General features: G+C 70.4%; 15 protein-coding genes and 5 tRNA genes. 5 read left to right on the top strand and 15 right to left on the bottom strand.

Annotated features, from left to right (window positions below; genetic code table 11):
* Positions 1-34: 34 nt before the first annotated feature.
* Both thiD and ACQCO7_RS30900 read right to left on the bottom strand, forming a co-directional pair.
* Positions 35-820 (bottom strand): bifunctional hydroxymethylpyrimidine kinase/phosphomethylpyrimidine kinase, encoded by a 786-nt coding sequence (gene thiD, locus ACQCO7_RS30905; RefSeq protein WP_464074879.1) that lies wholly within the window; start codon positions 818-820, stop codon positions 35-37.
* Positions 817-1,779: a thiamine-phosphate kinase gene (locus ACQCO7_RS30900; protein ID WP_464074878.1), complete on the bottom strand. Its 963-nt coding sequence runs from the start codon at positions 1,777-1,779 to the stop codon at positions 817-819. Before ACQCO7_RS30900 ends, thiD begins: the two co-directional genes overlap by 4 nt.
* A gap of 211 nt (positions 1,780-1,990) precedes the next feature.
* Here ACQCO7_RS30900 and ACQCO7_RS30895 point away from each other — a divergent pair, with 211 nt between their 5' ends.
* Together ACQCO7_RS30895 and ACQCO7_RS30890 are read left to right on the top strand one after the other, a co-directional pair.
* Entirely contained in the window at positions 1,991-2,224 is a 234-nt protein-coding gene (locus ACQCO7_RS30895) for an Lrp/AsnC family transcriptional regulator (protein ID WP_050369289.1), read from the top strand.
* A 20-nt stretch (positions 2,225-2,244) separates the two neighbouring features.
* Positions 2,245-2,724 (top strand): DUF3515 domain-containing protein, encoded by a 480-nt coding sequence (locus ACQCO7_RS30890; RefSeq protein WP_464074877.1) that lies wholly within the window; start codon positions 2,245-2,247, stop codon positions 2,722-2,724.
* Positions 2,725-2,831: 107 nt separating this feature from the next.
* On the opposite strand, the gene ACQCO7_RS30885 is transcribed toward ACQCO7_RS30890, so the two are convergent.
* The 3 genes from ACQCO7_RS30885 to ACQCO7_RS30875 all read right to left on the bottom strand — a co-directional run bounded on the left by ACQCO7_RS30885 (position 2,832) and on the right by ACQCO7_RS30875 (position 5,920).
* Positions 2,832-3,986, bottom strand: a complete 1,155-nt coding sequence (locus tag ACQCO7_RS30885) for a D-alanine--D-alanine ligase family protein (protein ID WP_464074876.1) — start codon at positions 3,984-3,986, stop codon at positions 2,832-2,834.
* Positions 3,987-4,148: 162 nt separating this feature from the next.
* Positions 4,149-5,159, bottom strand: coding sequence for an NAD(P)H-dependent glycerol-3-phosphate dehydrogenase (locus tag ACQCO7_RS30880; RefSeq protein ID WP_464074875.1), 1,011 nt, complete (start codon positions 5,157-5,159; stop codon positions 4,149-4,151).
* Entirely contained in the window at positions 5,156-5,920 is a 765-nt protein-coding gene (locus ACQCO7_RS30875) for a lysophospholipid acyltransferase family protein (protein WP_464074874.1), read from the bottom strand. Before ACQCO7_RS30875 ends, ACQCO7_RS30880 begins: the two co-directional genes overlap by 4 nt.
* A 198-nt stretch (positions 5,921-6,118) precedes the next feature.
* Here ACQCO7_RS30875 and cofC point away from each other — a divergent pair, with 198 nt between their 5' ends.
* Complete coding sequence (cofC, locus tag ACQCO7_RS30870; protein WP_464074873.1) at positions 6,119-6,757, top strand: 2-phospho-L-lactate guanylyltransferase; 639 nt, start codon at positions 6,119-6,121, stop codon at positions 6,755-6,757.
* A gap of 48 nt (positions 6,758-6,805) precedes the next feature.
* Positions 6,806-7,009, top strand: coding sequence for a hypothetical protein (locus ACQCO7_RS30865; RefSeq protein WP_464074872.1), 204 nt, complete (start codon positions 6,806-6,808; stop codon positions 7,007-7,009).
* A gap of 85 nt (positions 7,010-7,094) precedes the next feature.
* Here ACQCO7_RS30865 and ACQCO7_RS30860 read toward each other — a convergent pair whose 3' ends face one another.
* The 4 genes from ACQCO7_RS30860 to leuC form a co-directional block, all read right to left on the bottom strand.
* Positions 7,095-7,667, bottom strand: a complete 573-nt coding sequence (locus ACQCO7_RS30860; protein WP_010353897.1) for an HU family DNA-binding protein — start codon at positions 7,665-7,667, stop codon at positions 7,095-7,097.
* 136 nt (positions 7,668-7,803) lie between these two features.
* On the bottom strand, positions 7,804-8,034 hold the full coding sequence (locus ACQCO7_RS30855) for an SCO5555 family protein (RefSeq protein ID WP_010353898.1): 231 nt from the start codon (positions 8,032-8,034) through the stop codon (positions 7,804-7,806).
* A gap of 253 nt (positions 8,035-8,287) precedes the next feature.
* Positions 8,288-8,881: a 3-isopropylmalate dehydratase small subunit gene (leuD, locus tag ACQCO7_RS30850; protein WP_464074871.1), complete on the bottom strand. Its 594-nt coding sequence runs from the start codon at positions 8,879-8,881 to the stop codon at positions 8,288-8,290.
* Between the two features lie 3 nt (positions 8,882-8,884).
* Positions 8,885-10,312 carry a 3-isopropylmalate dehydratase large subunit gene (gene leuC / locus ACQCO7_RS30845; protein ID WP_464074870.1) on the bottom strand — a complete coding sequence of 476 codons (1,428 nt, stop codon included), beginning with the start codon at positions 10,310-10,312 and terminating at the stop codon, positions 8,885-8,887.
* Positions 10,313-10,497: 185 nt separating this feature from the next.
* On the opposite strand from leuC, the gene ndgR reads away from it, so the two are divergent.
* Complete coding sequence (ndgR, locus tag ACQCO7_RS30840; RefSeq protein ID WP_007384919.1) at positions 10,498-11,214, top strand: IclR family transcriptional regulator NdgR; 717 nt, start codon at positions 10,498-10,500, stop codon at positions 11,212-11,214.
* Positions 11,215-11,344: 130 nt separating this feature from the next.
* On the opposite strand, the gene ACQCO7_RS30835 is transcribed toward ndgR, so the two are convergent.
* From ACQCO7_RS30835 to ACQCO7_RS30810, 6 genes are all read right to left on the bottom strand, one after another.
* Positions 11,345-11,417: transfer RNA gene (locus ACQCO7_RS30835), tRNA-Glu, on the bottom strand.
* A 4-nt stretch (positions 11,418-11,421) separates the two neighbouring features.
* A tRNA-Gln gene (locus ACQCO7_RS30830) sits at positions 11,422-11,493 on the bottom strand.
* Positions 11,494-11,514: 21 nt separating this feature from the next.
* Positions 11,515-11,587: transfer RNA gene (locus ACQCO7_RS30825), tRNA-Glu, on the bottom strand.
* Positions 11,588-11,618: 31 nt separating this feature from the next.
* Positions 11,619-11,691, bottom strand: a tRNA-Glu gene (locus tag ACQCO7_RS30820).
* A gap of 25 nt (positions 11,692-11,716) precedes the next feature.
* A tRNA-Gln gene (locus tag ACQCO7_RS30815) sits at positions 11,717-11,788 on the bottom strand.
* Between the two features lie 94 nt (positions 11,789-11,882).
* Positions 11,883-12,614 carry an HAD family hydrolase gene (locus ACQCO7_RS30810; RefSeq protein WP_464074869.1) on the bottom strand — a complete coding sequence of 244 codons (732 nt, stop codon included), beginning with the start codon at positions 12,612-12,614 and terminating at the stop codon, positions 11,883-11,885.
* Between the last annotated feature and the right edge of the window lie 6 nt (positions 12,615-12,620).

Below are 12,620 nucleotides of genomic sequence, written 5' to 3'. Positions count from 1 at the left end.
GATCCACCTTCGGGTGGATCGGCTTTCTGCACATCTACCGCTTGAGCGCCCAGCCGTGATCCACCGGCCCGATCCCCCCGCCGAGCGCGAACCCGCCCCGGATCGCCCCGGTGACGTACCTCTTGGCCGCCGCCACCGCCTCCGGCACGGCCGCCCCCTTCGCCAGCCCCGACGCGATCGCCGACGCCAGCGTGCAGCCCGTTCCGTGGGTGTGGCGGTTGTCGTACCGGGGTGACCTGAGCCAGTGCTCCTCGCGGCCGTCCGTGAGGAGGTCGACGGCGTCCCCGGGCAGGTGCCCGCCCTTGATCAGCGCCCAGCGCGGCCCGTACACCAGGACCGCCGCCGCCGCGTCCCGCATCCCCGCCTCCGTCTCGACGCGTACGCCGGTGATCTGGAGCACCTCGTCGAGGTTGGGGGTGGCGACCGTGGCCGCCGGGAGGAGCCGGTGGCGTACGGCGTCGAGGGCCGAGGCGGCGAGGAGGGCGTCACCGTGCTTGGAGACGCCGACCGGGTCGACGACGACGGGCGCTTCGGTCGTGGCGAGCAGCTCGGCGACCGTCTCGACGAGTTCCGCCGAGGCCAGCATGCCGGTCTTCACCGCCTGGACGCCGATGTCGTCGACGACGCTGCGGTACTGGGCGCGGACGGCTTCGGCGGGGAGCTCCCAGGCACCTTGTACGCCCAGGGAGTTCTGGGCTGTGACGGCCGTCACGACACTCATGCCGTGCACGCCGAGCGCGAGCATCGTCTTCAGGTCGGCCTGGATGCCGGCGCCGCCGCCGGAGTCGGAGCCGGCGACGGTCAGGACGCGGGGGATCACTCGACGGCCCCGAAGTGGTCCCAGCCGCCCTGCCGCGTCCAGGGCGCGCCGTCGACGGTCACCTGGGGCAGCGCGGAGGGGCCGAGGACCTCGCCGATGACCTTCCAGCGGGCGGGGAGCTTCACGTCCGGCGGGAACGTCGCGACGATCGCGTGGTCCTCTCCCCCGGTCAGCACCCACTGGATGGGGTCGACGCCGACCGCGTGGCCGATGTCGTTCATCTGCGTGGGGATGTCGATGGACTCGGAGCGGATGTCGATCCGTACCTTGCTGGCCTCGGCGATGTGCCCGAGGTCGGCGATCAGGCCGTCGCTCACGTCGCACATCGCGGTCGCCCCGAGCCGGGCCGCCGCCGGGCCCGCGTGGTACGGCGGTTCCGGGCGACGGTGCGCCTCCACGAAGGCGCGCGGCGAGCGGAAACCCCGCGCGAGGACCGCGTACCCGGCCGCCGACCAGCCCAGCCAGCCGGTCACCGCGACCAGGTCGCCGGGCTGCGCGCCGCCCCGGATGATCGGCTCCTGGCCGCGCAGATCACCGAGCGCGGTGATCGACACCATGATCGTGTCGCCGCGTACGACGTCCCCGCCGACCACGGAGGCGCCCGCGACCTGGCACTCGTCCCGGATGCCGTCCATCAGCTCCGTCGGCCAGGTCACCGGCAGCTCCGCCGGGACGACGAGGCCGAGCAGCAGCGCGGTCGGTACGGCGCCCATCGCGGCGATGTCGGCGAGGTTCTGGGCGGCGGCCTTGCGGCCCACGTCGTACGCGGTCGACCAGTCCCGGCGGAAGTGCCGGCCCTCCAGCAGGATGTCCGTGCTGGCCACGACCCTGCGGTCGGGCGCGGCGACCACCGCGGCGTCGTCCCCCGGGCCGACGCGGACCGCCGGGGTGGTGGTGAGCCGGGAGGTGAGCTCACGGATGAGCCCGAACTCGCCCAGCTCACCGACAGTGCCCTTCATCGCCCTTGAGCCCCTTCTCTGCCTGTCCGCGCCCGGTCGCGCGGGACCAGTGTCCTCGATACGGTCGAGGGAGCCGTCACCTTCTGTCCCGCCGGTCTCGTCCCGCCCGCACCCCCGCGCGGGGGTCGAGGGTCTCCCCTCGGCGCGCGGCGACGCGATACCGTGGCGTTCCTTTTCCCCACATGATCCTCGTGGCCGCCCTGGAGGTTCCGTGGTACAGGCGTACATCCTGATCCAGACGGAGGTCGGCAAGGCGTCGACCGTCGCCGAGACGATCGGAGCGATCCCTGGCGTCGTCCAGGCCGAGGACGTGACGGGGCCGTACGACGTGATCGTGCGGGCCCAGGCGGACACGGTCGACGACCTCGGGCGGATGGTGGTCGCCAAGGTGCAGCAGGTGGAGGGGATCACCCGGACCCTGACCTGCCCCGTCGTCCATCTCTAGCCCCCGTCTACCCTTGGCCGGTGAACTTCTTCCGTCACCGGCTCAGTGGTCTGTCCGCCCTCGCCCTGCTGTGCGCCGCCGGCTGCTCATCGGCAGACGACAGCACGCCGGCCCCGGTTCCCAGTCCGTCCGCGAAAGCCGCGGAGATATGCCGGAAGCTGGACGCCGCGCTGCCGGCGAAGGTGGACGGTCTGCCGCGCCGGGACCCCGAGCCCGCGTCGCCGCTGACCGCGGGCTGGGGAGACCCGGCGATCATACTGCGGTGCGGTGTGGTGAAGCCGCCGAAGATGGACGACGACGGCGCGGACGCGGGCGAGGCCGACGGGGTCGGCTGGCTGGTCGAGAAACCGGACAACGGCACGGTGCGCTTCACGAGCGCGCTACGGGTGGTGTACGTCGAGGTGACGTTGCCCAAGTCCCGTGCGGCGGAGGGGATGTCGCCGCTGATCGACCTGGCGCCTGCCATGAAGAAAGCGGTACCGGAGGGAATTGCCGACTAAGCGCCGCAGGGGTGGTGCTTGTGTGTCGAGTGCGGCGCCGTCGTGGTTGTTCGCGCCCACACGGCGGGAGCCGCACAGAGAACACAGCCCCGCGCCCCTAAATGCCTCTACCGAAGGCCCGTTGAGCGGCGCAGGGCCGCCTGGATCAGGCGGTCCACCAGTTCGCCGTACTCCACCCCCGTCTCCTCCCACATCTTCGGGTACATCGAGATCGGCGTGAAGCCGGGCATCGTGTTGATCTCGTTGATGACGAAGTCGCCGGAGTCCGTGAGGAAGAAGTCGGCCCGGACCAGGCCCTCGCAGGACGCCGCGTCGAATGCCTGGACGGCCAAGTCGCGGACCTCGGCGGTCTGTTCGGGGGTCAGGGGGGCCGGGACGATGCCGGGGACGGAGTCGATGTACTTGGACTCGAAGTCGTAGTAGGCGTGCGCGGACGGGATCTCCGCGGGGACCGAGGCGCGGGGGCCGTCCTCGAACTCCAGGACGCCGCACTCGATCTCGCGGCCCTTGACGGCGGCCTCGATCAGGATCTTGGGGTCGTGGCGCTGCGCCTCGGCGATGGCCTCGTCGAGCCCGGAGGCGTCGTCGACCTTCGTGATGCCGATGGAGGACCCGGCGCGGGCGGGCTTCACGAACAGCGGCCAGCCGTGGTCCGCCGCGAACCCGGCGATCCGCTTGCGGGCCCCGGACTCGTCCTGCGCCCACTCGCGGGGCCGGATCACCAGGTACGGGCCGACCGCGAGGCCGAAGGAGGTGAAGACGCGCTTCATGTACTCCTTGTCCTGGCCGACGGCGGACGCGAGCACCCCGGAGCCGACGTACGGGACGCCGGACAGCTCCAGCATCCCCTGGAGCGTGCCGTCCTCGCCGTACGGGCCGTGCAGCACCGGGAAGACGACGTCGACCTCACCGAGCGCCTTCGGCACGGATCCCGGTTCGCTGTAGACGACTTCGCGATTCGCGGGGTCCAGCGGGAGCACCACGCCGCCGCCGTCGCCCTCCGCGAGGTCGGCGACCTCGGGGGTGCGGCGCTCCTCGATCGCCATCCGCTCCGGCGCGTCCGCCGTGAGCATCCAGCGGCCCTCCCGCGTGATGCCGATCGGCAGCACGTCGTACTTGTCCCGGTCGAGAGCCCGCAGCACGGCGCCCGCGGTCACCACGGAGATGCCGTGCTCGGAACTGCGCCCGCCGAACACGACGGCCACACGCGGCTTGCGCGCGGGCTGCGCCTGGGGGCTCTGGGGAAGGTTCTCGGTGCTCATATCGCGACGAGAGTACCCGTTGGTAGCCCCCGAGTCAGCGTCCACCACCCCGCTGTCGCTGAGCGTCGCGGGGCGTTCGCGGTACGTCGCGACGCGGTACGGGAGCAGGGGTGCGGGGCCGGGTGGGACCGCATCCGCCGTACCCCCGAACTTCCGCTCCGCCTACCGCCGTTCCGGCTTCGCGCTGCGGGACATCAGTTCCTTCAGCGCCACCACCGGCGGCTTCGCCTCGTGGACGATGTCGACGACCGTCTCCGTGATGGGCATGTCGACGCCGTGGTGCCGGGCCAGATCCAGCACGGACCGGCAGGACTTGACGCCCTCGGCGGTCTGCCTGGTGACCGCGATCGTCTCCTGGAGGGTCATGCCCTTGCCGAGGTTGGTGCCGAAGGTGTGGTTGCGGGAGAGCGGCGAGGAGCACGTGGCGACGAGGTCGCCGAGGCCCGCGAGCCCGGCGAAGGTCAGCGGGTCGGCGCCCATCGCGAGGCCGAGCCGCGTCGTCTCCGCGAGACCGCGCGTGATGAGCGAGCCCTTCGCGTTGTCGCCGAGTCCCATGCCGTCGGCGATGCCGACCGCGAGGCCGATGACGTTCTTGACGGCGCCGCCGAGTTCGCAGCCGACCACGTCCGTGTTGGTGTAGGGCCGGAAGTACGGCGTGTGGCAGGCGAGTTGGAGGCGCTGGGCGACCGCCTCGTCGGTGGCGGCGACGACGGCGGCGGCCGGCATCCGGGACGCGATCTCACGCGCGAGGTTGGGTCCGGTGACGACGGCGATGCGTTCGGCGGCGACCTTGGTGACGTCCTGGATGACCTCGCTCATGCGCATGGTCGTGCCGAGTTCGACGCCCTTCATGAGGGAGACGAGGACCGTGTCGGGCGCCAACAGGGGTGTCCAGTCGGCCAAGTTGGCGCGCAGCGTCTGCGAGGGCACCGACAGGACGGTGAAGTCGGCGCCGGCCATGGCCTCGGCGGGGTCCGTGGTCGCCCGTACCCGCGTGGGGAGTTCGAGCCCGGGGAAGTAATCGGGGTTCTGCCGCGCCGAGTTGATGGCTTCGGCGACCTCGGGGCGCCGCGCCCACAACGTCACCTCGCAGCCCGCGTCCGCGAGGACCACGGCGAACGCCGTCCCCCATGAACCTGCGCTGAGGACTGCCGCCTTGACGGGCTCGCTCACTTGCCGATCTCTCCTTCGTGGCCGTGCTGCGCCTCGGTACGGCGCCGCTGCTCGATCCGCTCCCGGCGCGGATCGTACGGCGTCTCGGGCGCCTTCTCGCCGCGGATCTCCTCCAACTGGCGTGTGACGGCGGCCATGATGACCTCGGTGACCTCCTTGAGGAGGTCGGGGGTCATCTCCTTGCCGTAGTACGCCGAGAGGTCCACCGGCGGCCCGGCGAGCACGTGATGGGTCTTGCGCGGGAACAGCTCGGGCTTCTTCGCGTACGGCGGCAGCACCTCGTTGACGCCCCACTGCGCGATCGGCACGACGGGGCACTTCGTCTCCAGCGCCACGCGCGCGGCGCCGGTCTTGCCGGTCATCGGCCAGCCGTCGGGGTCGCGGGTGAGCGTGCCCTCGGGGTAGAACACCACGCACTCGCCGCGTTCCACCGCGGCCACCGCGCCCCGGAAGGCGCTGAGCGCGTCGGTGGACTCCCGATAGACGGGGACCTGGCCCGTGTTCCGCATCCAGGCGCCGACGAATCCCGTCCGGAAAAGGGCGCTCTTCGCCAGGAAACGCGGCATACGTCCGGTGTTGTACTGGAAGTGCGCGTACGCGAAGGGATCGATGTGGGAATTGTGGTTCACCGCGGTGATAAATCCGCCCTCGGCCGGAATGTGTTCCATTCCGCGCCAGTCCCGCTTGAGGAGAGGCACCAGCAGTGGTTTGCAGATCACCGCGGCGAAGCGGTACCAGAAGCCGATTCTGCGGCGGGGCACGCGGACACCTACCTCTTCCTCCAGGAGCCAGGACTTCCCCGGGCCTGTTCACGTCGTTCCGGCGGCCGGGAGCCGCACAAGTGTGGCCCCGGCAGGCCGGCCTGTCGAGAACACCGTACGCCCCGAAGGAAGAACCGCCAGATGGGCAAGGTTGCAGCCGGGTGACAATGACCGCGACGAGCAAGGGACGGTAAGCCGGTGCAGTGGACGTTGGTCATCCCCCTGAAACCCCTCGCGCGCGCCAAGAGCAGGCTGTCGGACACGGCGGGCGACGAGGTGCGGCCGGCGCTCGCGCTGGCCTTCGCCCAGGACACGGTGGCCGCGGCGCTGGCCTCGGCGGCCGTACGGGATGTGGCGGTCGTCACGGACGACCCGCTGGCCGGGCGCGAACTCGGGGCGCTGGGCGCCCGGATCGTCCCCGACACCCCGCGCGCGGGCCTGAACGCGGCTCTGGCGCACGGGGAGAGCGCCGTACGCGCTGTGCGCCCGAAAACGCCTCTCGCGGCCCTGAACGCCGATCTCCCGGCTTTGCGCCCCGGTGAATTGACGCGGGTCCTGGACGCCGCCGCCGAATTCCCCCGCGCATTCCTGCCGGATGCCGCGGGGATCGGCACGACTTTGCTGGCCGCGACTCCGGGCCACCTTCTGCTCCCCGCATTCGGCCCGGATTCCCGCCTCCTGCACCGCACCTCGGGAGCGGCCGAACTCCTCCTGCCCGCCGTCGACTCGGTCCGCCAGGACGTCGACACCGGCGAGGACCTGCGGGCGGCGCTGACCCTGGGCGTCGGCCCCCGCACCACCACCGCGACCGCCCGCCTCCTGACCCCCGGCCAATAAACCGGGCCAATAAACCCGGCCAGTGAACCCGGCCAGTAGGCTGCCCCCATGCAGGCGACGGCTTACACCTACGACCCCGCGACCCGTACGGGCCAGGTCCTCCTGGACGACGGCACCCCGCTCCCCTTCGGGGCGGAGGCGTTCGACGCGGGCGGCCTGCGGCTGCTGCGGGTGGGCCAGCGGGTGCGCATCGAGACGCAGGGGCCGAGCGAGGCCCCGCACATCACCCTGGTGACGCTCCAGACGTTCTGAGAACGCTTCCGAACACACCGCGGGCCGGACTCCACGAGATGTGGGAGTCCGGCCCGACGCGTGAGTACCGCCGTCAGTCCCGCGCCTAGCTGGCCGCCGTCTTCTTCGCGGTGGTCTTGCGAGCGGCCGACTTCTTGGCCGGGGCCTTCTTCGCCGGGGCCTTCTTGGCGACGGCCTTCTTCGCGGTGGCCTTCTTGGCCGTCGTCTTCTTGGCCGCGGCGGTCTTGCCGGTGGCCGCCTTCTTCGCGGGCGCGGCCTTCTTCGCGGCGGCGCTCTTGGTGGTGGCCTTCTTCGCCGCGGCCTTCTTGACCGTCGCCGAAGCGGTGCCGCTCAGGCTGCCCTTGGGCGCCTTCTTGACCGCGACCTCGTTCTTCGGGAGCTTCTTCGAGCCGCTCACCAGGTCCTTGAAACCCTGGCCCGCACGGAAGCGCGGGACGGAGGTCTTCTTGACCCGGACCCGCTCGCCCGTCTGGGGGTTGCGGGCGTACCGCGCCGGGCGGTCGACCTTCTCGAACGAACCGAAGCCGGTGACCGAGACCCGGTCCCCCGCGACGACCGCGCGGACGATGGCGTCCAGAACCGCGTCGACCGCCTCGGCGGCGTTCTGACGGCCGCCGACCTTGTCGGCAATCGCTTCTACGAGCTGCGCCTTGTTCACGTCTTCCCCTTCGGAGACATTGCTGGAACGAAAGTGTCCAGGCTTTTTCGCACGTTAGGCAGATGTATACCGCAAATCAAACACGAAACGGGCTTATCACCCTTGTGCCGCAACGGACTCGACCGCATTGGGCTGTTCAGCGTTCCTCGCCGGGGATTCGCCCCTCGTCGAGATCCGTCATGAACAGCTCCAGCCGCCTTGCCGCATCGGCGAGATCGTGCTTGGCCGCGGCCGTAATGACCAGCAGCTTCCGGGTCAGCGCCATCCGTACGCCCTCCGGGACTTGCAGTGCGCGCACCCTTCTGTGCGCTTCCTTGAGCTGGTCCGCGACGGCCTGGTAGAGCGTGAGTTGGCCGTCGTGTTCCATGCACAGATTGTGCCATCTGGGGCGAGTTGTCGCCCGCCAGGGGTGCAACTGCCGCCTCAAACAGTCGTCCGAGCACTGTTGGACGTCGTGTCCACAGCGGTCGCGTACCCAGTCAACCACCCCTTTAACGTGGGAAGTTGGGAAGATTTGGAGGAGATGTGCGGGGCCGAACGGGTGCAGAAAACGCCGTACCCCCGATCGGACGGATCGGGGGTACGGCGTGGCTCTCGGTGGCCGAAACTCGCTCTGGCGCTCAGACCTGGAGCGTGCGCGGCTTGTACGAGGGGCGCTTCGCCTCGTACGCCGCGATGTCGGCCTCGTTCTGGAGGGTGATGGAGATGTCGTCCAGCCCGTTCAGCAGCCGCCAGCGGGCGTTCTCGTCCAGCTCGAAGGAGGCGGTGATGCCCTCCGCGCGCACTTCGAGCGCCTCCAGGTCGACGGTGATCTCGGCCTGCGGGTCGCTCTCCACGAGCGCCCACAGCGTGTCCACGGTCTTCTGGTCGAGGATGACCGTCAGCAGGCCGTTCTTCAGGGAGTTGCCGCGGAAGATGTCGGCGAAGCGGGACGAGACGACCGTCTTGAAGCCGTAGTTCTGCAACGCCCACACCGCGTGCTCACGCGAGGAGCCGGTGCCGAAGTCGGGGCCGGCCACCAGGACGGTCGCACCCTCGTGCTCGGGCCGGTTGAGGACGAACTCCGGGTCCTTGCGCCACGCCTCGAAGAGCCCGTCCTCGAAGCCGTCCCGCGTCACCTTCTTGAGCCAGTGGGCGGGGATGATCTGGTCGGTGTCGACGTTGGAGCGGCGCAGCGGGACGGCCCGGCCGGTGTGCTTGGTGAATGCTTCCATGGCTTATCGGACTCCAGCGGCGACAGGGGCGTCGGACAGGTCGGCGGGCGAGGCCAGGTGGCCCAGTACGGCGGTCGCGGCGGCGACCTGCGGCGAGACCAGGTGCGTACGGCCGCCCTTGCCCTGCCTGCCCTCGAAGTTGCGGTTGGAGGTGGACGCGGAGCGCTCACCGGGGGCCAGTTGGTCGGGGTTCATGCCCAGACACATCGAGCAGCCCGCGTGCCGCCACTCGGCGCCGGCCTCCTTGAACACGACGTCCAGACCCTCGGAGACGGCCTGGAGCCCCACGCGCGCGGAGCCCGGGACGACCAGCATCCGTACGCCGTCGGCGACTTTGCGGCCCTTGACGAGCTCGGCGGCGGCGCGCAGGTCCTCGATGCGGCCGTTGGTGCACGAACCTACGAAGACGGTGTCCACCGTGATGGACCGCAGCGGCTGCCCTGCCTCCAACCCCATGTATTCCAGGGCCTTTTCGGCGGCGAGGCGCTCCGATGCGTCTTCGTACGAAGCCGGGTCGGGGACGTCCGCCGAAAGGGGCGCGCCCTGGCCGGGGTTGGTGCCCCAGGTGACGAACGGGGAGAGTTCCCCGGCCTTGATGACGACCTCGGCGTCGAACTCCGCGTCCTCGTCGGTCTTCAGGGTCTTCCAGTACGCGACCGCGGCGTCCCAGTCGTCGCCCTCGGGGGCGTGCGCGCGGTCCTTGAGGTAGGCGAACGTCGTCTCGTCGGGGGCGATCATGCCCGCGCGGGCGCCGGCCTCGATGGACATGTTGCAGATGGTCATCCGGGCCTCCATCGAGAGCTTCTCGATGGCGGAGCCGCGGTACTCCAGGACGTAGCCCTGACCGCCGCCGGTGCCGATCCTCGCGATGATCGCGAGGATCAGGTCCTTGGCGGTGACGCCGTCGGGCAGGTCGCCGTCGACCGTGATGGCCATGGTCTTCGGGCGGACCAGCGGCAGCGTCTGGGTGGCCAGCACGTGCTCCACCTGGGAGGTGCCGATCCCGAACGCGAGCGCGCCGAAGGCGCCGTGCGTGGAGGTGTGGGAGTCGCCGCAGACGACCGTCATACCGGGCTGGGTGAGACCGAGCTGGGGGCCGACGACGTGGACGACGCCCTGCTCGATGTCGCCCAGGGGGTGCAGGCGGACACCGAACTCGGCGCAGTTCTTGCGCAGGGTCTCCAACTGGACCCGGGAGACCGGGTCGGCGATGGGCTTGTCGATGTCGAGGGTCGGGGTGTTGTGGTCCTCGGTGGCGATGGTCAGGTCGAGGCGGCGGACCTGGCGGCCGTTCTGACGCAGCCCGTCGAACGCCTGGGGACTGGTCACCTCGTGCAGCAGGTGCAGATCGATGAAGAGAAGGTCGGGCTCGCCCTCGGCTCGCCGGACGACGTGGTCGTCCCAGACCTTCTCCGCGAGTGTCCTACCCATCGCTTTCCCTCCGGCCGGACAGGTGGTGTCCCGGCGCAACTAGAGATCTCGGAAGCGGCGCCCGCCCCTGTTCCGGGCACCCGCCACCGCGCCCGTTCGGTCAGCGGGCGCTGTACGTCCCAGGGTTGCGCGTCTCACGGGAAAATGAACTTGCGTTTCACAGAGTGAGACGGGAGTATCGTTGCATGGACAACAGTAGCGGCGTCGGCGTCCTGGACAAGGCAGCCCTTGTCCTGAGCGCCCTGGAGTCCGGACCCGCGACCCTCGCAGGACTGGTCGCGGCCACCGGACTGGCTCGACCCACGGCCCACCGGCTGGCCGTGGCCCTGGAACACCACCGCATGGTCGCGCGCGACATGCAGGGCCGGTTCATTCTCGGCCCGCGCCTCGCGGAGCTGGCGGCGGCGGCCGGCGAGGACCGCCTCCTGGCGACGGCCGGCCCCGTCCTCACGCACCTGCGGGACATCACCGGCGAGAGCGCCCAGCTCTACCGGCGCCAGGGTGACATGCGGATCTGTGTGGCCGCCGCCGAGCGGCTGTCCGGACTGCGGGACACCGTACCGGTGGGCTCCACGCTGACGATGAAGGCCGGTTCCTCCGCGCAGATCCTCATGGCCTGGGAGGAGCCCGAGCGCCTGCACCGCGGCCTCCAGGGCGCCCGCTTCACGGCCACGGCCCTCTCGGGCGTACGGCGCCGGGGCTGGGCCCAGTCCATCGGCGAGCGCGAGCCGGGCGTCGCCTCGGTCTCGGCGCCGGTGCGCGGCCCCTCGAACCGCGTCGTGGCCGCCGTCTCCGTCTCGGGCCCGATCGAGCGCCTGACCCGGCACCCGGGCCGTATGCACGCGCAAGCCGTGATCGACGCGGCGGCCCGCCTCTCCGAGGCGCTGCGCAGGACGGGCTGACGTCACAGCGGGAGCAGCGGAGCGGGACAAGGGCCGGCCTCAACGCCGCGGCAGGCCCTTCCTCCCCCCGCCGACCTGCGGGAACACGAAAAAGCCACCCGCCTCTACTGAGGTGAGTGGCTTCTCTCTGTACCCCCGACCGGATTCGAACCGGCGCTACTGCCGTGAGAGGGCAGCGTGCTAGGCCGCTACACAACGGGGGCGGAGCTGGTCTACCTGGACTCGAACCAAGACTAACTGAACCAGAATCAGTCGTGCTGCCAATTACACCATAGACCAATGATGGTTTAGACCAGTCAGTACCCCCGACCGGATTCGAACCGGCGCTACTGCCGTGAGAGGGCAGCGTGCTAGGCCGCTACACAACGGGGGCCCTAGCAGTCCCGACGCAAGATCGGAACCAGTACCCCCGACCGGATTCGAACCGGCGCTACTGCCGTGAGAGGGCAGCGTGCTAGGCCGCTACACAACGGGGGCGATGCAGATTTTGAGCTTCTGCAAGCTGGCCTACCTGGACTCGAACCAAGACTAACTGAACCAGAATCAGTCGTGCTGCCAATTACACCATAGGCCACTGGAACGCAAATCCTGAAGGGGATCTTGTTCTAGTAGTGCTCCCCCGGGTCTCTCGGCCTTTCGGCCCGCTCCCCGGCGGCGCAGAAAGAACATTACCCGAAGGTGGACGGGGCTCCAAAACGGGTATCCGCGCCGAGGAGCGCGGGGAGTTCGGCGAGGCTCGCGATCCGGTGCCGGCCGGGCAGTACGACGGCGTCCGCGCCGCCGCCGTACCGGTCGATCCAGACGGAGAGCAGGCCCGCCTCGGCCGCGCCCCGGCCGTCGATGTCGGGGTGGTCGCCGACGTAGGCGACCTGCTCGGGCGGCAGGGCGAGGGCCTCGCAGGCGGCGAGGAAGGCACCGGGTTCGGGCTTGGAGACGCCGAGTTCGGCGGCGCAGATGATCGACTCGAAGCGGTCGTGGACGCCGAGCGTGCGCAGCTTGTGGTCCTGGACGTGGATGCTGGAGTTCGAGAGGACGGAGTGCCGGTGGCTGGCCGCGAGGGCGTCGAGGGCCGGCAGGACGTCCGGGAAGAGGGTCCAGGCGTTCTCGTAGTGGCCCAGGTAGCGGCCGAACCAGGCGTCGGCCTCGGCGTCGGTCAGCTCCTCGCCCACGAACACCCGGACGCGGTCGCGGCGTTGGCCCTCGAAGGTGGTCTCGCCCGCGGCGAAGCGGGCCCACTGGAGGTCGGTGACCTCGCGCCAACGGGCAACGGCCTGCTCGGCGTCGTCGTACCCGTCGAGCAGGCCCTCGACGGCCAGATGGTCCCGCATGCCGAGGCGGTCGGCGGTCGTGTAGTCGAAGAGGGTGTCGTCCACGTCCCAGACCACGGCGCGAATGTCCATGATCCG

This window comes from Streptomyces saintjeani (genome assembly GCF_055409605.1).
This window is presented reverse-complemented; position numbering and strand designations above follow the sequence as displayed.